Annotated in this window: 20 protein-coding genes; 7 read left to right on the top strand and 13 right to left on the bottom strand. The window is 47.2% G+C overall.

Annotated features, from left to right (window positions below):
• On the bottom strand, positions 1–1,964 hold a 1,964-nt coding region (locus B4H10_RS08600; RefSeq protein ID WP_292018644.1), incomplete at its 3' end, for a hydratase.
• A 313-nt stretch (positions 1,965–2,277) separates the two neighbouring features.
• Here B4H10_RS08600 and B4H10_RS08595 point away from each other — a divergent pair.
• Both B4H10_RS08595 and B4H10_RS08590 read left to right on the top strand, forming a co-directional pair.
• On the top strand, positions 2,278–3,618 hold the full coding sequence (locus B4H10_RS08595; RefSeq protein ID WP_292018643.1) for a citrate synthase: 1,341 nt from the start codon (positions 2,278–2,280) through the stop codon (positions 3,616–3,618).
• Between the two features lie 2 nt (positions 3,619–3,620).
• Positions 3,621–4,616 (top strand): isocitrate/isopropylmalate dehydrogenase family protein, encoded by a 996-nt coding sequence (locus B4H10_RS08590; RefSeq protein ID WP_292018642.1) that lies wholly within the window; start codon positions 3,621–3,623, stop codon positions 4,614–4,616.
• An 81-nt stretch (positions 4,617–4,697) separates the two neighbouring features.
• On the opposite strand, the gene B4H10_RS08585 is transcribed toward B4H10_RS08590, so the two are convergent.
• Positions 4,698–5,012: an MGMT family protein gene (locus tag B4H10_RS08585; protein WP_236699646.1), complete on the bottom strand. Its 315-nt coding sequence runs from the start codon at positions 5,010–5,012 to the stop codon at positions 4,698–4,700.
• A gap of 28 nt (positions 5,013–5,040) precedes the next feature.
• Positions 5,041–5,748, bottom strand: coding sequence for a purine-nucleoside phosphorylase (gene deoD / locus B4H10_RS08580; protein WP_059076215.1), 708 nt, complete (start codon positions 5,746–5,748; stop codon positions 5,041–5,043).
• Between the two features lie 163 nt (positions 5,749–5,911).
• On the opposite strand from deoD, the gene B4H10_RS08575 reads away from it, so the two are divergent.
• A complete protein-coding gene (locus B4H10_RS08575; RefSeq protein WP_059076216.1) occupies positions 5,912–6,868 on the top strand; it encodes an NAD(P)H-dependent glycerol-3-phosphate dehydrogenase in 957 nt (318 codons plus the stop codon).
• Between the two features lie 111 nt (positions 6,869–6,979).
• On the opposite strand, the gene B4H10_RS08570 is transcribed toward B4H10_RS08575, so the two are convergent.
• Together B4H10_RS08570 and B4H10_RS08565 are read right to left on the bottom strand one after the other, a co-directional pair.
• A complete protein-coding gene (locus tag B4H10_RS08570; RefSeq protein WP_059076217.1) occupies positions 6,980–7,729 on the bottom strand; it encodes a hypothetical protein in 750 nt (249 codons plus the stop codon).
• A gap of 82 nt (positions 7,730–7,811) precedes the next feature.
• Positions 7,812–8,345 (bottom strand): DUF2148 domain-containing protein, encoded by a 534-nt coding sequence (locus B4H10_RS08565; protein WP_075581707.1) that lies wholly within the window; start codon positions 8,343–8,345, stop codon positions 7,812–7,814.
• A gap of 213 nt (positions 8,346–8,558) precedes the next feature.
• Between B4H10_RS08565 and B4H10_RS08560 the strand changes: the two genes are divergently transcribed.
• The gene (locus B4H10_RS08560; RefSeq protein WP_234995433.1) at positions 8,559–9,881 is read left to right on the top strand and encodes a hemolysin family protein; all 1,323 of its coding nucleotides are present in this window, start codon (positions 8,559–8,561) and stop codon (positions 9,879–9,881) included.
• A gap of 19 nt (positions 9,882–9,900) precedes the next feature.
• Here B4H10_RS08560 and B4H10_RS08555 read toward each other — a convergent pair whose 3' ends face one another.
• From B4H10_RS08555 to dnaA, 8 genes are all read right to left on the bottom strand, one after another.
• Complete coding sequence (locus B4H10_RS08555) at positions 9,901–10,722, bottom strand: hypothetical protein (RefSeq protein WP_292018640.1); 822 nt, start codon at positions 10,720–10,722, stop codon at positions 9,901–9,903.
• A gap of 26 nt (positions 10,723–10,748) precedes the next feature.
• On the bottom strand, positions 10,749–12,668 hold the full coding sequence (gene gyrB / locus B4H10_RS08550; protein WP_075581709.1) for a DNA topoisomerase (ATP-hydrolyzing) subunit B: 1,920 nt from the start codon (positions 12,666–12,668) through the stop codon (positions 10,749–10,751).
• Between the two features lie 75 nt (positions 12,669–12,743).
• Complete coding sequence (gene remB, locus B4H10_RS08545; protein ID WP_292018639.1) at positions 12,744–12,989, bottom strand: extracellular matrix regulator RemB; 246 nt, start codon at positions 12,987–12,989, stop codon at positions 12,744–12,746.
• 2 nt (positions 12,990–12,991) lie between these two features.
• On the bottom strand, positions 12,992–13,870 hold the full coding sequence (locus B4H10_RS08540; protein ID WP_292018638.1) for a DUF721 domain-containing protein: 879 nt from the start codon (positions 13,868–13,870) through the stop codon (positions 12,992–12,994).
• Positions 13,863–14,951, bottom strand: coding sequence for a DNA replication/repair protein RecF (recF, locus tag B4H10_RS08535; protein ID WP_292018637.1), 1,089 nt, complete (start codon positions 14,949–14,951; stop codon positions 13,863–13,865). The genes B4H10_RS08540 and recF overlap by 8 nt, the downstream gene beginning before the upstream one ends.
• 4 nt (positions 14,952–14,955) lie before the next feature.
• Positions 14,956–15,174, bottom strand: coding sequence for an RNA-binding S4 domain-containing protein (locus B4H10_RS08530; protein ID WP_206084919.1), 219 nt, complete (start codon positions 15,172–15,174; stop codon positions 14,956–14,958).
• Positions 15,171–16,286, bottom strand: a complete 1,116-nt coding sequence (dnaN, locus tag B4H10_RS08525; RefSeq protein WP_059076225.1) for a DNA polymerase III subunit beta — start codon at positions 16,284–16,286, stop codon at positions 15,171–15,173. Before dnaN ends, B4H10_RS08530 begins: the two co-directional genes overlap by 4 nt.
• Before the next feature lie 221 nt (positions 16,287–16,507).
• Positions 16,508–18,118: a chromosomal replication initiator protein DnaA gene (gene dnaA / locus B4H10_RS08520; RefSeq protein WP_292017677.1), complete on the bottom strand. Its 1,611-nt coding sequence runs from the start codon at positions 18,116–18,118 to the stop codon at positions 16,508–16,510.
• 430 nt (positions 18,119–18,548) lie between these two features.
• Here dnaA and rpmH point away from each other — a divergent pair, with 430 nt between their 5' ends.
• The 3 genes from rpmH (at position 18,549) to yidD (ending at position 19,336) form a co-directional block, all read left to right on the top strand.
• A complete protein-coding gene (rpmH, locus tag B4H10_RS08515; RefSeq protein ID WP_059076227.1) occupies positions 18,549–18,683 on the top strand; it encodes a 50S ribosomal protein L34 in 135 nt (44 codons plus the stop codon).
• 87 nt (positions 18,684–18,770) lie between these two features.
• Positions 18,771–19,130: a ribonuclease P protein component gene (gene rnpA / locus B4H10_RS08510; protein ID WP_059076228.1), complete on the top strand. Its 360-nt coding sequence runs from the start codon at positions 18,771–18,773 to the stop codon at positions 19,128–19,130.
• On the top strand, positions 19,127–19,336 hold the full coding sequence (gene yidD / locus B4H10_RS08505; RefSeq protein WP_059076229.1) for a membrane protein insertion efficiency factor YidD: 210 nt from the start codon (positions 19,127–19,129) through the stop codon (positions 19,334–19,336). Before rnpA ends, yidD begins: the two co-directional genes overlap by 4 nt.
• Positions 19,337–19,399: the final 63 nt, after the last annotated feature.

Raw genomic sequence — 19,399 nt, 5'->3', positions numbered from 1 at the left:
TCACGGGCAGAACCGTCACCGGGACGGGTACAGTAAATCATACTGCCGATTTCCGTCGTCTTCATGGAAGCTTTCGGAAAGTGCTGACCGATTTTTTCATAAACAGCTTTTATATCAGAATCTACTCCTGCCGGGCATTGTCCGGAAAGACGTGCCAGTTCCAGTTTCCGGACCTCTTTGGCCCGTCCTACGTATGCCGGATCCCGGCGGGATAAAGTAAATTCAGCCAGTCCCAGAGGATTGGAACGGTATGAACTCGTTTCGCCAGACGGAATCAGTTCGTCTGTCGTCGTGACCGCATCGGTGATTTTGGAACATACCCTGAGAAGGATATCATCAGCAAGCGGTTCCATAGCCGGCCAGTCTTTGATGTTCGGGCCATAAATGAGATCTGCACTGGTTTCCGCTTTGCCAAATCCGTGGTATACGCGGGCTGCATAGGCACTGTCATCATAGTCATAAGGAGGTACTTCATAGTCATCGGCATACACTTCAGCTGATGTGAGGACACCGCCATTGGCAGCTGTTGCCGCAATAGAACGGGCATCCATCAGCGCCACGGCAGAAAACTGTCCCTGACCGGGCTTACTGCCTTCACGGTTCGGGAAATTCCGCGTCGTATGACGGATACTGAGTGTATTATTAGCTGGCGTATCGCCTGCGCCAAAGCAGGGACCGCAGAACGCTGTCTTAAAGACAGCCCCCGCTGCCAGAAGTTCTGAAACGGCGCCTTTTTTTACGAGGTCCATATAGACCGGCTGGCTGGACGGATACACATCGAGAGAAAATACGCCATTGCCACACGACGCGTTTTTCAAAATGTGAGCTGCTGCCATGACATTGACATAGTTGCCTCCGGCACAACCGGCTATGACGCCCTGCTGGACATGCAACCGGCCATCGACGAGCTTATCGGTCAGACTGAAGGGAATATCCCTGTCTCCGATGAGTTCCTGTGCCCGTTTTTCTGCTTCCCGCAGAATATCACCGGCATTCTGATTGAATTCGTCGATTTCATAGGCATTGCTCGGATGGAATGGAAGGGCAATCATCGGTTTGATCGTTGAAAGATCTACTTCGACAAACCCATCATAATATGCCACATCAGACGGATTTAATTCTTTATACGCATCGGGACGCCCATGCTGGGTAAGATAGGCTTTCGTATCGTCGTCAGTACGCCATACGGATGACAGACACGTCGTTTCTGTCGTCATGACATCGACACTGTTGCGGTAATCCGTCGTCATAGAAGCGACACCCGGTCCGACAAATTCCATGACCTTATTTTTGACATAGCCGTTTTTGAACACGGCACCGACAATGGCAATCGCAATATCATGGGGCCCTACGCCGGGACGGGGACGGCCCGTCAGATATACGCCGACGACACCGGGATAGGCAATATCATAGGTGTCACAGAGAAGCTGTTTGACCAGTTCACCGCCACCTTCCCCCATAGCCATCGTCCCCAGGGCACCATACCGGGTATGGCTGTCTGAGCCCAGGATCATGCGGCCGCAGCCGGCCATTTTTTCCCGCATATACTGATGGATGACGGCAATATGGGGCGGTACATAGATTCCACCGTATTTTTTAGCCGCTGACAGTCCAAAGAGATGATCATCTTCATTGATCGTGCCACCGACTGCACAGAGGGAATTATGACAGTTGGTCATGACATACGGCAGTGGAAACTTCGTCATGCCCGATGCCTTTGCAGTCTGGATAATCCCTACGAAGGTAATGTCATGGGAAGCCATGGCATCAAATTTTATTTTCAGATGATCCATATCCGGAGCCGTATTATGCTGTTTTAAAATAGAATAGGCAATAGTCCCTTTCTTTCCTTCTTTTTTAGAAAGAGCATGACCGGCCAAAGTCTCTGCCCTTTTTTCTTCTTGTTCCGGAACGACTTCTGTCCCATGGATGAGCCAGGCACCACCGTCAAATAGCTTTATCATCGCCTTGATTCCTCCCTTATTGTACAATTGTTTGTGTTTGCTGATATTGAAATTAACGTAAATAATTTTCATATAGTGAAAATATTATTCGTTACGTCCATATTATATCATAATTATTCTTATCCTGCCTAGTGTCAGAAATGGGAAAATTATTTTCGTCATTCGTTTTACTTTTCCCGTAATTATGCTATAATAACTTATACTCTCAGAGAGCTTGGCGGAGTAAATCTATGAATGTATAAATATAAAAAATGATAAATATTTAAAAATTTTCATTTCGTTATTTATACCGTATCGGAAAGAGAGGAATTTCATGGATAAGAATATTTATCTGGCGCAATTTTATGGCAAATCACAAAACTACACACAGATTCCGCGTGACTGGTTCCCTAAATTTGGCGTCAAACGGGGTCTGCGTAATGAAGACCATACAGGCGTATTAGTCGGTCTGACCCGGGTTGCCGATGTCGTTGGCTATAAACGCGACGCCGAAGGCAATAAAATAGATTGTGACGGCATCCTGTACTATCGGGGCATCGATGTGCGTACTCTCATCGAACGGGAAGATTATCACGGTTTTCTCTATGAGGAAGCCTGTTTTCTCCTCCTTTTCGGCTATCTGCCGACACGGGAAGAACTCGATGCTTTCTGTAAAGTCCTGCAGAGCGGCTATGACCTGCCTGATGAATTTCTGGAAATGAACCTCCTGCGTCTGCCCGGCAAAAACCTGATGAATAAATTGCAGCATGCACTCATCACATTGTACAATTATGACCCCGATCCAGACAATATCGATGTCTATCAGACCTTGCGAAAAGGGCTCAATATTATGAGTAAACTGCCCTCTATTGCGGTTTACGCCTATATGTCCAAAGTACACTATTACAACAGGCAGAGTCTGGTCATCCACTATCCCCGCAAGGATTACTCGACGGCTCAGAATATTCTTTCCATGCTCCGCCTGGATGGCAGATTTACCGAAGAAGAAGCGCATCTTCTCGATATTCTCCTCTTTCTCCACGCCGATCACGGCGGTGGTACCAACTCGACCTTTGCCAACCTCGTCGTATCCTCTACCAATACGGATATCTATTCTGCCATGGCCGCTTCTGTGGCAGCCCTCAAGGGGCCCCGTCACGGTGGTGCCAATGTCAAAGTTTCCATCATGATGGAGCGCATCATCGATGCCATCGGCATTAAAGCGACCGATGCCCAGATGGAAGATGTCGTACATAAAATTCTGCAGAAAAAATTCAAGAATCACAGCGGTCTGGTCTACGGGTTTGGTCATGCCGTCTATACTCTTTCCGATCCCCGTGCGGAAATCATGCGTCACTTCTGCGGCATCGTCGCCAAAGAAAAGGGCATGGATGAAATATACAATTTCTACCGCCGCTTTGAAAAGGTAGCCATAAAGACTCTTTCCGAAGCAAAAGGGACCCATATGTGCAGCAATGTCGATTACTACAGCGGCTTTGCCTATCAGCTTTTGGGCATCCCCCGTGATTTGTACACGCCGCTCTTTGTCATCAGCCGTTTCGTCGGCTGGCTGGCTCATAATATCGAACACAAACAGTACGACGACCGCATCGTCCGCCCGGCTGCCAAGTACGTCGGCGAAATCTGCGAATACATTCCTATGGAGGATCGATAACCATGAAAACTATTACTGTATTTAAAGGCGATGGCATCGGCCCTGAAATCACTGATGCTGTCATAGATATCTTGAAAGCTGCCAAGGCACCGCTGGAATATGAATGTTTCAACGTAGGAGCTGCTGAATACGAACGGCACGGTGCCCTCGTACCAGATGACGCATTCCAGTCGTTTGAAAAAACACATATCCTGCTCAAATCACCAATTACGACACCTATTGGCACGGGATTCCGTTCCATCAATGTCATGCTGCGCAAAAAATACGATCTCTTTGCCAATATCCGTCCGGCAAAGTCCAATACGGCCGTCAAGACGCCATTTCCCAACGTTGATCTGGTAACATTCCGTGAAAATACAGAAGATTTGTATGCCGGCGTGGAAGAAAAGATAAGTGATGATGAAATGCATTCCATCAAGATCATTACCCGTCATGCCAGCAGCCGCATCATCCGCGCCGCTTTTGAATATGCTCTGTCCCACAACCGCCATAAAGTGACCTGTGTCCACAAGGCCAATATCATGAAACTCAGCGATGGCATGTTCCTGTCTATTTTCCGCGAAATTGCCAAAGAATATCCCCAGATTGAAAGTGATGACAAAATCGTAGATAACACGTGCATGCAGCTGGTCATGCATCCGGAAAATTTCGATGTCATGGTCATGCCCAATCTATACGGCGATATCATTTCCGACCTGACAAGCGGCCTCATCGGCGGACTGGGACTTCTTCCGTCCATGAATATCGGTAGTGACTATGCCATGTTCGAAGCCGTCCATGGCAGTGCTCCCGATATTGCCGGCAAACACATCGCCAATCCGACAGCCCTTCTCTGGTCGGCCTGCATGCTTCTCGAATACATAGGCGAAACAGACACGGCCAAAGCTATCCGCCGTGCCGTTGACGACGTGCTGGCCGAAAAGAAATGCCTTACTCCTGACCTGGGTGGAACAGCTAAAACGGAAGAATACCGCGACGCTATCATCGCCAAGTTCTAAAACAGAAGATATGATAAAAGCGATGTATCTGTAATGGCTATCATGACAGATACATCGCTTTTTTATATCGTGATTTTCTTTTTAAGTCATACCTTCATTCCATTGAAATATTTTCATATCTACACAGCCATTTTTCTTAAATACAACGCCTTCTTTCTCCAAAAGTTTCCTTTGTGATGAAAAAGAAGGTGCCAGTCTGCCGGCACTATTGACAACCCGATGACAGGGATATCTGCCATAATATTCCGCCATACTCAGGACTTTTCCTACCAGACGGGCATTATTATCTCTGCCAATGAGCCGTGCAATCTGTCCGTAAGAAGCGACCCGTCCTTCCGGTATTTCGCTGACCACAGAAAGGATTTCATAAATCAGGTCATCATGTAACATAGTCATATCACTGCCTTCTGCCGGACTAATCATCTCATTCGCTTACTGCCGTATCGAGGGCAATGCGGATCATGTCATTGAAGGAAGTCTGCCGTTCTTCTGCCGTGCAGGCAGCTCCCGTCAGGAGATGGTCACTGACCGTAAAAATACCCAGGGCATGGGCTTTATATTTTGCCGCCAGGATATACAGAGCTGCCGTTTCCATTTCTACGGCCATGATGCCATAATCGGTGAGTTTTTTATTATCGATTTCTTCATCATAAAACCGGTCTACGGAGACGATATTGCCGACGCGGACCGAAAGGTTATGTTCCCTGGCTTTTTCATAGGCTGTGCGGAGAAGGTCAAAATCAGCCAGAGGAGCATAGTTGATAGACGGGCCAAAGATATTCCGGATAATCGATGAGTCCGTCGTCGCTCCCTGGGCGATGAGAACATCGCGAAGCTGGATATCTTCCCGCATGGCACCGCATGTACCGACGCGGATCAGTTTCGTTACACCATAACTTTCCAGGAGTTCATGGACGTAAATAGAAATAGACGGAATCCCCATACCCGTTCCCATGACAGAAACACGCTGCCCTTTATAGGTGCCGGTATATCCCAGGATATTTCGCACCCTGTTAAAGCACCGGGCGCCTTCCAAAAAGGTTTCAGCAATATATTTTGCCCGCAAAGGATCTCCGGGAAGTAATATACGGTCTGCAATCTCTCCATCTCTGGCTTCAATATGTAAACTCATAATAAGGACTCCTTTCGTCGTTCAGAAATGTCTACATACGTATTGTATCATGAATCCTATGCCCTGCCTAATTTTAACCTGCTTATGATTCATGGTATAATATAAAAGCACAGGGATATATCCTGTTATGTCGAATATTGTATCATCCGGAGGTTTTCTCTTTATGAATATTACTGTCTTAGGCTGTGGCCGCTGGGGAACTTTTCATGCCTGGTATGCTCACCGCATTGGCCATAATGTCACTCTCTGGGGCCGTCCCGGTTCTCCCCATCTGGCAGAACTTATTTCACAACGTCAGAATGAATACCTTCATATGCCTCTTGACATTGCTCTTACGGCCGACCTAACCGCCGCCCTGGCCGGTGCCGATATCGTCATTATCAGTATCAGCGCCCAACAGCTGCGCAGTCTAGCCAAACAGATCAGGGCTACGCGCCTGACCCACATGCCCTTCGTCCTTTGCATGAAAGGATTGGAAACAGGGTCAGGTAAGAGACTTTCTACAATCATGAAAGAAGAACTGGGCGAAGACGCACGTACTGTCGTATGGGTGGGTCCGGGTCATGTACAGGATTTCCTTTCCGGTATGCCGAATTGCATGGTCATGGCATCAGATAATAAAGAACGGACACGGCGCATTGCCGATATTTTTAGCAGTCCCCTGATCCGCTTTTATTATGGCACGGATCTATTAGGCACGGAAATCGGTGCAGCCGCTAAAAATGTCTATGGCATCGCTGCCGGCATGCTCGACGGGTTCCACTACAGCAGCCTCAAAGGCGCTCTCATGGCCAGAGGTACCCATGAATTATCCCGGCTCGTCGCCGCTATGGGAGGCAGTGCCATGACCGTATACGGCCTGAGCCACCTGGGAGACTACGAAGCGACTCTTTTTTCCCAGCACAGCAATAACCGGCGGTTCGGTGAAGATTTTATTTTACAGAAACCATTTCATAAATTAGCCGAAGGAGTATATACCTGTGAAGCACTCATGGATTTATCGGCTCAATGGCAGGTAGAGCTGCCTATTACACAGGCTATTTATGATATCCTTTTCCAGCACAAAGATCCGGCAGAAGAACTGCGTACGCTCTTCCTTCGTTCCCAGAAAGAAGAATAAGTCCCGGATTACGGTCATAAAGAACAGGCTGTCGCATAAAGCAGTATTTGCTTCATGCAGCAGCCTGTTTTTATAATGCACAGAAACTATATCCAACGGTATACAAATATCTTATTCCGTCTTTTCTATAGTGACTGTCGTGCCATTGTCTGTTGTAACTTTGGATGTCGTATCCGGAGCCGTTTCTTTCTGTTCCGGCGCATTATGTTCCGCTATCGTCTTGGCATCAGCCGGACTGACAGGAGCAACGACCGGTGTAGGTGCTGGTTCCTGTGTAGAGGTATTCTGTGAAGCCTGTGCTGTTCCATCCACGGTAGTTGCTGTACCGCCTGCTACTGCCGCCGCTGCCGCCGCTCCATTGTCATCGGCTACGACACCAGCCCAGATAGAAATGATTTTGCCATTTTCTACACCGAAACTATATCCGCCAAACGCATTGGGCAGGGACGGATTGGGTTCCATAGCGTAATGATAGTAGGTGACGCCATTGACTTCCCCTTTTCTTTCGCAGGGGCCGTATTTTTCTGTAATGACGGCTTCATCCATACCGACGCCGACGCCAGCTGGTGTATTCAGTCCATTATGCCCTGAAGAAAGGACAGTAAAAACAGTGCTGACATCAGAAGGATTCGATGTAACGACAAAAGAATTGCCATAGGTGTAGGTTGCCTGCGTCGGCGTATCAAAATTCGTTGAATCAGGCTGGCCATAAAGGCTCTTCATATAACTGACAGCCGAGCCGGGACCGATGCCACCGACAAGGACCTGGTCATATGGTATAGCAGCCAGACAGACCGAGGCGCTCATAACGGCTCCTGTAACGAGAATACATACTTTTTTCAAAATCTGCTGAAACTTCATGATACTTCCTTCTTTCCCTGTATTTCAATCCGTATCTAGTATAGCAGATACAGAAAAAATGTGAACTATCAGTTTATACTTTTTACCGGTCAAAAAAGGGATCCTTTCCAGAAACGGATATGGCAATACCCAGCCACTTATATTCACAACCATAGGGCATTTCACCTGCCGCTTTTCCAATAGACGCATAAATCCGGCTGTCGGTCAGCTCCCGGTGTGCCGCCAGCGCAGCGGAAGACAAGGCAATGCCCAGATCGACATAGATATACGCACAATTGCCACCGGCTTCCCGGCAGCTGCTGCAATCGCCAAAATCACAGAAATTACAGTGAGCCAGGCCGCGGTAGCTTTTTTCAATACCGATGAGAACTACGGCGTCGGCCTGCCGTACATTGCCTGCATCCCGTCCATACCAGTGCTGCCAGGAATCACCAAAATATTTCTTTCCGATTTCTTCCATTTTATCAGCCAGCGCATCCTTTTCTTCTCCCGTAACGACCAGCGTATGGATACCATCAATATGCCGCGTTTTCGGCGCTGTCCTGGCTGCTGCACACATGCGGGCCGCCGTTTCCAGAACGGCTTTTTTTTCCATTTCATCCCCTGTATAAATCATCGCCTATCATCCTCCTTGAAATAATGTTTCTTTTTCTATCATACCAGAGTCTGCCCCGGCCTGCCAGTATAGACCAGAATAATGAAACGGAATGTTTCCGCTATCACCTTGCCTAAACAGAATAAACACGTTATAATACTCATCAAATACCCATATTTTGAATTTAAAAAGGAGTTGCTATCAGATTTGGATGTCTCGCTAGGGGAACAATTTATGGTCATCGTATTGCTCATCATCGGGAATGGCATTTTTTCTATGCTGGAAATGTCCATCGTCAGCTGTAGTCAGGCCCGTCTGGAGGCTTTGGTAGAGGAAGGAAACAATTCTGCCCGTATTGTCATCCGGTTGCGGGAAAACCCGAATAAAATGTTTTCTACCGTACAATTCGGCATGACTCTGGTCAGCCTGCTCACCGGTGTCTATGGCGGTACAGCCATGGCAGAGCCCATGTCCCACTCTCTCATAGACCTCTATCCGCCTATAGCTCCTTATGCCTACTCAGTTAGCCTGACAACGCTGGTCATTGCCATTACCTATCTGACATTGATTCTGGGAGAACTGGTTCCTAAACGTCTGGCTATTGATAATCCAGAACGGATTGCCTGTTTTCTGGCCCGCCCCATGTTATATTTTTCTTCTCTCTGTACACCGCTGGTATGGTTTCTGTCTGCTTCGACGGCAGCCGTTATGAAACTCATGGGGGCCGGTCATCCACAAAAGAAACCCGTCACAGAAGACGAAATCAAGCTGCTCCTCGAACAGGGAGCCGAGCTGGGTGCCTTTGCCAAAGAAGAGCCGGAACTGGTAGACCGCGTATTCCGTCTCGGCGATATGGATGTAAGCGATATCATGACTAACCGTACCCAGGTGGACTGGATTGATTTGGAAGATCCGGAAGAAACGGTCATCAGAGAAATGTTAGACTGCCATCATCTAATCATGCCGGTAGGGCGTGGGTCACTCGACGATTTTGTCGGCGTCGTATCCATTACCGATGTTTTTGGCAAATATCACGCTTCCGTCCTTAAACAGCATACACCGTCGATGATACAGATTCTGGAGGACAGCCTGCGCCGGCCTATCTATGTTCCCGAATCGATGGATATTATGAAAGTCGTCCAGACTTTCCGCGAACACGGTGTCCATGAAGCGGTGGTCCTCGATGAATATGGCAGCCTGAGCGGCATCGTCACGCTCCATGATATTCTGGAAGAACTACTGGGAATCATGCCTGCCGGTGAAGAGGAAAAGCAGGAAGAAGCCAACCGCATCATCCGCCGGGGCCCCGGCGAATGGCTCATGGAAGGTCTGCTCACAATCGAAGAATTTAAAGATTTCTTTGACCTCGATGAAGACCTTCCCGGAGAAGAAGACGATCTATACAAAACACTGGCCGGATTCGTTACGTATAAAATAGGCCGTATCCCTACCGAAACGGATACATGCAGTTGGAAAAACTTCACTTTTGAAGTCATGGATATGGATAATCTCCGCGTCGATAAAATTCTGGTAACAAAAAAAGAGACCGCTGAATGAGCGGTCTCAATTTTTTTTATCATACCCAGATTCCAATGCCGCCGTGGCCATGGTGATGCCATCCGCCGCCCCATCCGACACCGATACCGATGCCAATCGGCCTGCGTCCGGAATCGTGATTCGATGAATCAGCAGACTCAATGACTTTAACGGTCCGGGTAATGGTACGTACCGTGTTACCCATGCGTAAATCGATAACAAGGTCTGCCTTCCCTTCCGATTTAGACACGATATTCATTTTTTCAGAAATATCGGCTACAGAAGGATTCAGACTGGTAATTTTGATATCATAGGGCAGTCGTCCCGGCATGCGGACGCGCAGGATGCCATAGCTTCCCATCGGTATTTTACCTGGATATACCGTCACTTCTGCCTTATCGAGCAACTTTTCCGGCGTTCCCAGAATGAGTACGGCATCATCATTATCCTGTAATTTCCAGACACAGGAATCATCTTTAGCAACAAAATAACTGCCTATAAGGATGTGACTGTCCGTATCATATGCTTTGACACTATAGAAATAGTCACCGGTAAGATTTTTTTCTACCCGGTAATAGTATCGTCCCGTATCTTGTGGGAGTCCTGTCTTTTCACGGGAAATTCCCTCAACAGCTCCTGTGACGGCATCATATACGCGGCCTGATGTAACATAATACTTGTTTGTATTTTTCATATGTACAGCCGGATCGGTAATGACGACCGGCTGTATCTGTTCTGCCACAGACGGTGCTGCCACAGACGGTGCCGCCTCAGCCGGCAACACCGTACCAGACGCCAGCACAGAAAGCGTACAGGCGCACCACAGCGCTGTGCAAAGACTTACATGCCAAATTCGTTTCATCAGACATCCCCCCTCAAGGAAATCTCTTACAAATCCAGATTGCGGACTTTCTTTGCATTTTCTTCAATAAATTTACGACGCGGTTCCACCTTATCTCCCATGAGGACGGAGAAAATCTTATCGGCTTCTACAGCGTCTTCCAGGTGTACCTTGAGCATAGTGCGATTCGCCGGATCCATCGTCGTTTCCCAGAGCTGTTCCGGATTCATTTCACCCAACCCTTTGTACCGCTGTACGACAACCGAGCTGTCTTTTCCCAATTCTTCCAACTTGGCATTCATCGCTTCATCCGTATAGAGATACCATACCTGTTTTCCCTTGCGTACCTGGTATAACGGCGGCTGGGCAATATATACATGGCCCTGTTCAATCAGCGGTTTCATAAACCGGTAGAAAAATGTCAGAAGCAGTGTACGGATGTGGGCACCATCGACATCGGCATCGGTCATGATGATGATTTTATCGTACCGGCGCTTGGTAATATCGAATTCTTCGCCAATACCCGTTCCAAAAGCAGTAATCATAGACCGGATTTCATCATTGGCCAGTATCTTATCGAGCCTTGCCTTTTCCACATTGATAATTTTGCCACGGAGCGGCAGGATAGCCTGGAAACGGCGATCCCGGCCCTGCTTTGCACTGCCGCCGGCAGAATCACCTTCGACCAGATAAATTTCCGTCTGATCCGGATTCTTTTCCGAGCAATCGGCTAACTTGCCGGGAAGACTACTGATTTCCAATGCATTCTTGCGCCGTGTCAGTTCCCGTGCCCGGCGTGCAGCCTGACGGGCCCTCGATGCAGAAATCGTCTTATTGATGATATTTTTAGCTTCTGCAGGATGTTCTTCCAGATATTCCCGCAGTCCGTCTGATACGATGTTATCAACAATCCCCTTGACTTCACTGTTGCCCAGTTTCGTCTTAGTCTGTCCTTCAAACTGCGGTTCCCGCACTTTGACACTGATGACAGCCGTGAGACCTTCCCGGACATCGTCTCCGGACAGATTATCTTCATTATCCTTGATGAGTCCGGCCTGCCGGCCATAATCGTTGATCGTACGTGTCAGACCGGAACGGAATCCTGAAAGATGAGTTCCCCCTTCTTCAGTAAAGATGTCATTGACAAAGCTCAAGATATTTTCACTGTACCCGTCATTATACTGCATGGCGATATCGACAATGACTTTATTCTTTTCACCATCAATCTGGACAACGGTCGGATTAACAGCCGTACGGTTTTCGTTCAGGAATTCTACGAACGAGACCAGCCCGCCTTCATAGCAGTATACTTCCTGTTTTCCGTCACCGCGTTTATCCGTCAGGGTAATATGCAATCCCTTATTGAGGAAGGCCAGTTCCCGCAGACGTGTTTTAAGCGTATCAAAATCATAGACCGTATCAGGGAATATCTCCTTATCCGGTTTAAATGTGACGTGGGTACCTGTTTCTTCACCGGGGCGCAAGGGACGAACTTTCATCAGCGGCTGGTCGGTCACGCCACGCTTAAAGGAAATAGTATACAAATATCCATCCCGTTTGACTTCCACGCGGGTCCATTCACTCAATGCATTGACAACACTGATGCCGACACCATGAAGCCCACCGGAAATAGGATAACCGTCTCCGCCAAATTTGCCACCGGCATGGAGCACAGTCAGAACGACTTCGACAGCTGGTTTCCCCACTTTATGCATAGCAACGGGAATACCACGGCCATTGTCAATGACGCTGATGCTATTGTCTTCCCCGATTTCCACTTCGATATGTGTGCAATAACCGGCCAATGCTTCATCAATACTATTATCTACCACTTCATATACGAGATGGTGCAGTCCACGCAGACTCGTACTGCCGATATACATACCCGGCCGTTTGCGTACGGCTTCCAGCCCTTCCAGGACCTGGATTTGTTCCGCACCATACTTTATTTTCTTGTCTTCCGACATGCAATGCTCCTCCTCTTCTGTCCTCCTGTGATGACACAGGACCTGTAACATCTTATTATACCAGATTTCAGCCGTTCAATCCACACTAAACAGCTCTTCATACCGTTTGACCAGCGTAGAAAGAGACAGGGGTGAACCATACACAGCATCTTCCGTGACTACATATGTACCAATCTTTTCTGTACTATTTCCCACATATTCATACGGTTTATAGTACTGTATGAGCGGATTAGCTTTACTGGCACGGCTGGGATGAGCCTTGAACAGGGCGACGAGACGGCGTACATCGATCATCCGGTTTCCGCCGATATGAAGATACATAATCACTCCTTCTTTCTATAACGGTTAGCCAGGTTGCGGACATAATCATCGGTTAGTTCCACCGGCGTTTTCCTCGTGATGAACAAAGCCAGGAATAAATCATCTTCCGGTGTATCGCTATCGTAGTGGATCCGTTCAATGAGCTTATAAATACAGTCCCGCCGTACTTCATTGTACAGTTCTACGTACAGCCGGTCACTGCGTACGGCTCCTATCTCATGAACGAACTGATCCAGTGACAGCCATGGCATCTGGATCAACAGGTCGTGTACCAGCTTTTTCTTGTGCTGCCTGTCTTCGAGACGGCACAGGAGACATATCGTTTCTCCTTTTGCCAGCCAGCGGCCACAGCGCGGGCAATGGCGGAATCCTTCGGCTTCCATGGACAGGCGCCGTTTTTCCTGGGCAAAGCGCAGGGCTGCCATCTTTCCGCGGATGCGTTCCGGCAGGCGGCATGTTTCCTGCCTCACCATCTGCACATAATCATCGGATAAGACCACATCACGGATACGGCCCCGGGGATAGTCTGACTCCTCTTCTCCTTCAAGGGTTTCATACACGACCGGGGCCGGCTTTTTTCCACTGCGTACAAACCGCACCGACTGGACGAAATCTTCACCGATATAATCGTTAAGTTTCTTTTGTATTTCCTGACTGTACATAAAAAGCTGATTCATCCACACAGGATTGAGAACGCCTATTATTACGCAATTTTTATCTACGTCTTTAATATAAGAATATTTCGCAATTTGTTTACCTATAATCTTAGGCCAGTCCCGCTTTGCCTGAAAAAAGCGGAACGGTGTAAGCAGTTTATTTTCTTTGAGGACAGCCGGTATAGAAAGTCCGGCTTTTCCCATTTCATGGGTCCGCTTAACCATTGGCAGCCACCCTGCCTTGTTCAATACAGATAAAAGAACAATCAGCAACAGACCGGAACATATCCGGTTCCGTCGTCGTGATAAATGTCTGGATACGTCCTTTAACAAAGGATAATAACGCCTGACGGCGCTGACTATCCAGTTCACTCATGACATCATCCAAAAGAAGTACCGGATATTCCCCTGTTTCCGATTTCATATATTCCAGTTCGGACAGCTTCAATGCCAGAACAGCCGTGCGCTGCTGTCCCTGGGAGCCATATTTCTTTAAGTTGGCTCCGGCAATGGAAAATTCCAAATCGTCCCGGTGGGGCCCGACCGATGTAGACATGCGGTACCGGTCCTGTTCCAGATGGGACTGCAGCATATCATAATACCACTGGGCATCCCTTTCCCTACCGTCACCATAAGGCTGCACATAGTCAATGTCCAGTCCTTCCCCTCCGCTGAGGCGCTTGTGGGTAATCCGGGCCAGAAGGCGGATTTTATGCAAGGCCTGAAGGCGGCGCTGTACGATATCGGCTGCCAGGCTGGCAATCTGGCGGTCCCACTCTTCCAGGGACTGGACCTTTTCATACTTCATTCGCTTAAGCAGCAGATTCCTCTGGGCAACAGCCCGGTGATACCGGAGAAGAGTCTGACAGTACACCGGACTGACCTGTGATAATTCACGATCGAGAAACCGGCGGCGAAGAGCCGGTCCCGCCTTGATAAGCTGCAAATCTTCTGGTGAAAACAGGACCTCATTTAACGTACCGATCAGCTCTCTGCGCGATACTCTCGTCTTATTGACCCATAGTTCTTTCTTTGCTTCTTTGGAAAGAATCATTTTAATCTGCTGTATGACACCGCTGCGGCTGAAATTAAGGATCAGACTTGCCGTCTGCTGCTTCCATTGGATGAGGTCCGCATCGGCAAGTCCCCGGTACGATTTACCAATACTTGCCATATACAGCGCTTCCAGGAGATTCGTTTTTCCCTGGCCGTTTTTTCCGTGCAGCACGACAATCGATGGTGGAAATGTCACTCGTTCATCATCATAATTGCGGAAATGCAGCAGGCGGATATCATGAATCAGCATAGTTTTATTCCCCAATAAGTTTATACGTACCGATACCCTTTATCTCAACGATGTCACCGGAATGGAGCTGCTTCCGCTTGGCCTGGCATAATGCGCCATTGACAAAAATCCTCTTTTCATCCAGAAGCGGACGGATCTGTCCTCCGCTTTCTATGACATCAGCCCATTTTAAGAATTGGTCTAACTGTATCATATTAGTTTTAATTTCGATATTTTTTATCATTTTGCCCTCATTGGTGTAACGACAAATACACAATTCTGTTCATCTTTATCTTGTACCAGCATCGGACTACTTGTCTTCAGCTGGAGTACAATTTCTTCACTATGGCAGTGTTTCAGGATATCCAGGACAAATTTTCCATTAAAAGCGATGCGGATGGGTTCGCCTTTAATCTGGCAGGAAACACTGTCTTCAATCGTACCGTAATCGGGATGCTGGCTGGTCAGGCTGATCTGTCCGTCCTGAATAGCAAAATTAATGACATTATACTGGGCATCTTTTGCCACGATAGAAGCGCGTTCGACGGCTGCTGTAAATTCCTGGCGGTTCAGCGTCACCGTACTGGTAAACTGTGTCGGGATAACCCGGCGGTAATTTGGGAATTCCCCTTCAATCAGCCGGGTACGGATAAAGATATTGCCAAACCGGACAGTCATAAAATTGCGAAGCGCTACAATCTGTACATCCTGCGGTATATCCGTCGGCAGCTGACGGGCAATTTCCATGAGCAGCCGGCTCGGAATGACGGCTTTGAAAGGCTGTTCGACCGGCTGGGCCAGTTCGGCTGATTTGAGAGCCAGGCGATGAGTGTCTGTAGCCACCATATTGAGAGTCGTCCCGCTTACATCGATATGTGTACCGGTGAAAATGGGACGGGCCGTATCGGTAGAACAGGCATATGATGTATGGTCGATGAGGTCTTTCAGAGTAATACTGTCTGTCGTGAAAGAAGAAGTACCATTTTCAACAATGTCTACTTCATTAAAATCATCCGGATTGATTGTCAGGCATTCAAATTTCAGTTTTCCGCCTTTTAACAGGAGCTGGGTATCTCCATCTTCTTTGATCATCTCGATTTCATCACCAGGCAGACGGCGTGTCAGTTCGATGAGAAATGGATTAGCAATAAATACTTCGCCTGGTTCTTCAATGATGCCCGGTACTTCCGTACGGATTCCCATATCGTAATCATTGGCCTGGAATTCGATCATATCGCCGATGGCTTTGATGAGCAGGCCATTTTCATAAGAAATGTTATTACTTTTATCCTGGGCGATTTTTTGTACGGACTGGAGTCCTTTGTTGAGGTCTTCTTTTTTGAATCTGAGTTTCATGGTTGTCCCCTTTTCTATGATGGTGAGGTTAATTGAAAAATGAGTTAAAATCGTAGTAATAGTCATAGGCGCTGTGAAATTGTGCATAAGTCCTGTGAAGGCCTTATTTTATGCTATCCACAGATGTGTATAACTTGTGGATAAACAGGATTTTTCCATCCACAAATCCACTGTTTTCCGGAAGATGTGGATAAACGGATTTTTTTCCACATTTTTTCCGCTCATTTGTCCACGCTCATGATGCGCGTCTTTAATTGTTCTATCATGGTGCGAAAATTTTTATCTTTTTCCATTGCCTTGGCCACTTTATCACAGGCATGCATAACCGTAGAATGGTCTCTGCCATTGAATGCCGTTCCTATATGAGGATACGTGTTTTCCGTCAGTTCCCGGCAGAGATACATGGCTATCTGGCGGGGAAAAGCAATCGACTTGGTTTTCTTCTTGCTCATCAGGTCTTCATATTTTACTTTATAGAACTGACAAACGGCTTTTGTGATTTCATCAATGGTAATATATTTTTTCTTGTCACTGGCCTGTACTAAATCTTGTAATGCCCGCTGGGCTATGTCGAGCGTAACCGGTGAATGTTCCTCTGCAGCCTGTAGCGTGACGCGGACAAAAGCTCCTTCCAGTTCACGGATATTTTCACTGACATTAGCAGCGATGAAATTAATGGCATCATTCTGGAATTCAATGTGTTCAGACTGGGAACGGCGGCGGAGAATGGCTGTCCTCATTTCCAGATCCGGTGGCGTTATGCGGGCGACGGCGCTGGCCTGAAATCGGGAACGGAGCCTGTTTTCCAGTTTTTTCAGATTTTGTGGTGGCCGGTCGCTGGTGAATACCATTTGTTTGTGATCCTGGTATAACTTATTAAAAGTATGGAAAAATTCTTCCTGTGTATGTTCTTTATTTTCCAGGAACTGTATATCATCGACGAGGAGTACATCGACGTTGCGATACCGCTGTCGGAAGCTTTCCGGATTTTTATCCTGGATAGACTGGATGAGCTCATTGGCAAAGTCTTCGCTGGTAATGCAGCGCAAACTCATGTTAGGGAAATTTTCCCGGATTTTATGACCGATGGCGTGCATTAGATGAGTTTTTCCCAGTCCGGAATCGCCATAAATAAAGAAAGGATTGTATTTTTGGGCCGGTGCACCAGCTACGGACAATGCGACGGCGTTAGCCATACGGTTACTGTTGCCAACGATGAACGTATCGAACGTATAGTTGCTGTTCAATCCGTCAGAAACGGGAACCTGTGCGGCCGGGACCGGTTCTGGTTTTTCTGCTGCTGGCGGTGGCGTGATATCTTTGGCTGAGCGGATTTCTGGAAGAGAAATACTTTCGTATTCATACGTATCAGGATTTTCCGTATCTACCGGTTCCAGTGTCGTTTGTGCCCATTCGGGTTCATCATATTCCTGGTTTTCCCGGATCGTGTCTTCTTCCAGTACTTTAAAAGACGAAGCTGGTGCTGCAGATACCGTTTTTTCCGGATGATATGCTGCAGGTGTTGAAGACGCCGATGATGGTGCTGCCGGAGATACAGACGGGTCGGGGGTCGTTTCCCCTCCCGTGCTGTAGATAAGGCGTACCTGTGTAGGACGGCCTGTTACATGGCTGGCTGCCGTTTCCAGGAGATCTGTATATTTTTTGCTGATGAAAGAACAGACGAAACGACTCGTCGTATCCAGTGTCAGGACATCGTTTTCATACATACAGGGAATCAGGGCTGCTTCAAACCAGTTGTCGTAAATTTGCGGGGATACCTGAGGCCGTATATCGGTCAGTATACCGATCCAGAGTTCAGTCAGGTCTATCATGTCATGCATTCCTTTCCAATCGGGTGATGTGTGGATATGTTCATAAAAGATTGTGGATAAAGTGGATAAAATAGGCTGAAAAAAGCGGAAAGCCGATAAATATCGAGTTTCCGACCTATTAAATTATCCACAATCTGTGGATAAACTGTGTATAACTTGGTGAATATTTGTATGAAGACCACATCTGTATTGTACATCAAAAGTAAGTTGTGCACAAATAGAAGTTAGAAATTGGTTATATATATGTTAGGCTTTGATTATATTTAATAAAGCATCTATATACTCCGTCTATATCTCTGCTTTTTTGGATAACCCAGTCTTTTCAAATTTTTCCAATAAACAATTGACATCGGCAGGGGGATTGTCTATAATTACACTGTTATGGTGTAAATTCAATATACGTTGTATCGATAAGAAGGAGGTGTCTATCTTGAAACAGACATATCAGCCGAATGTATTGTGGAAGAAAAGAACTCATGGCTTCCGTGAAAGAATGAAGACTAAAGGTGGCCGTATGGTTTTGAAAAAACGCCGCATGAAAGGCAGAAAGAAGCTTTCTGCTTAATTTTTACGAGATGAACAGAAAAGTTCCTGGAAGGAATTTTTCTGTTCTTCTGCCATTTTTAGGAATTACAAGCTTAGGAACTATACGATGTACGAGTTAAACAAAGAGAAGAGGCTGTGCAAAAACCGGGAATACCAGCTCGTATACCGCCATGGCAGATCTGTTGTCAACCGCCTGGCCGTATTGTATGTACTGCCCCGTTCTCCCAAACAGCCAACCCGTATCGGTTTTGTAACTGGCAAAAAAATCGGTTGTGCCGTAGAACGCAACCGGTGCCGCCGGCTGATGAAGGAAGTATACCGCCTCCATCAATACGAGCTGAAAGACGGTTATGATCTGGTACTGATTGGGCGCGGCTATTTAAAACAGGTTGGATATCAAGAAGCTGAGCGGAGCATCCTGCAATTGTTCCGCCGGGCGAACGTATGGAAGAAGCGATGTGAATGAAATCCTTATTCATATTCCTGATACGTTTTTATCAGATGTGCATATCTCCGCTGCATCTGCCGTGCTGCCGTTTTTATCCTACATGTTCTGCTTATGCCATTGAAGCGTTGCAGAAGTACGGCGCACTGAAAGGGAGTTATTTAGCAATCAGGCGCATTTTAAAATGCCATCCCTTTCATGAAGGCGGATATGATCCTGTACCCTAGGTATCAGGCAGATGAAATGAAGGCTGTCTGATTTTTTCATTTTTAATCTTCGACAGGAGTTGA

The organism is Megasphaera sp. UBA4382, from assembly GCF_002391155.1.
In the GTDB taxonomy this organism is placed as follows: domain Bacteria; phylum Bacillota; class Negativicutes; order Veillonellales; family Megasphaeraceae; genus Megasphaera; species Megasphaera hexanoica.
This window is presented reverse-complemented; position numbering and strand designations above follow the sequence as displayed.

Coding starts and splice junctions, on each gene's coding strand:
- B4H10_RS08595 (WP_292018643.1), top strand. CDS start 2,278: ATGGATAAGAATATTTATCTGGCGCAATTTTATGGCAAATCACAAAAC.
- B4H10_RS08590 (WP_292018642.1), top strand. CDS start 3,621: ATGAAAACTATTACTGTATTTAAAGGCGATGGCATCGGCCCTGAAATC.
- B4H10_RS08585 (WP_236699646.1), bottom strand. CDS start 5,012: ATGACTATGTTACATGATGACCTGATTTATGAAATCCTTTCTGTGGTC.
- deoD (WP_059076215.1), bottom strand. CDS start 5,748: ATGAGTTTACATATTGAAGCCAGAGATGGAGAGATTGCAGACCGTATA.
- B4H10_RS08575 (WP_059076216.1), top strand. CDS start 5,912: ATGAATATTACTGTCTTAGGCTGTGGCCGCTGGGGAACTTTTCATGCC.
- B4H10_RS08570 (WP_059076217.1), bottom strand. CDS start 7,729: ATGAAGTTTCAGCAGATTTTGAAAAAAGTATGTATTCTCGTTACAGGA.
- B4H10_RS08565 (WP_075581707.1), bottom strand. CDS start 8,345: ATGATTTATACAGGGGATGAAATGGAAAAAAAAGCCGTTCTGGAAACG.
- B4H10_RS08560 (WP_234995433.1), top strand. CDS start 8,559: ATGGTCATCGTATTGCTCATCATCGGGAATGGCATTTTTTCTATGCTG.
- B4H10_RS08555 (WP_292018640.1), bottom strand. CDS start 10,722: ATGAAACGAATTTGGCATGTAAGTCTTTGCACAGCGCTGTGGTGCGCC.
- gyrB (WP_075581709.1), bottom strand. CDS start 12,668: ATGTCGGAAGACAAGAAAATAAAGTATGGTGCGGAACAAATCCAGGTC.
- remB (WP_292018639.1), bottom strand. CDS start 12,989: ATGTATCTTCATATCGGCGGAAACCGGATGATCGATGTACGCCGTCTC.
- B4H10_RS08540 (WP_292018638.1), bottom strand. CDS start 13,870: ATGGTTAAGCGGACCCATGAAATGGGAAAAGCCGGACTTTCTATACCG.
- recF (WP_292018637.1), bottom strand. CDS start 14,951: ATGCTGATTCATGATATCCGCCTGCTGCATTTCCGCAATTATGATGAT.
- B4H10_RS08530 (WP_206084919.1), bottom strand. CDS start 15,174: ATGATAAAAAATATCGAAATTAAAACTAATATGATACAGTTAGACCAA.
- dnaN (WP_059076225.1), bottom strand. CDS start 16,286: ATGAAACTCAGATTCAAAAAAGAAGACCTCAACAAAGGACTCCAGTCC.
- dnaA (WP_292017677.1), bottom strand. CDS start 18,118: ATGATAGACCTGACTGAACTCTGGATCGGTATACTGACCGATATACGG.
- rnpA (WP_059076228.1), top strand. CDS start 18,771: ATGTACGAGTTAAACAAAGAGAAGAGGCTGTGCAAAAACCGGGAATAC.
- yidD (WP_059076229.1), top strand. CDS start 19,127: ATGAAATCCTTATTCATATTCCTGATACGTTTTTATCAGATGTGCATA.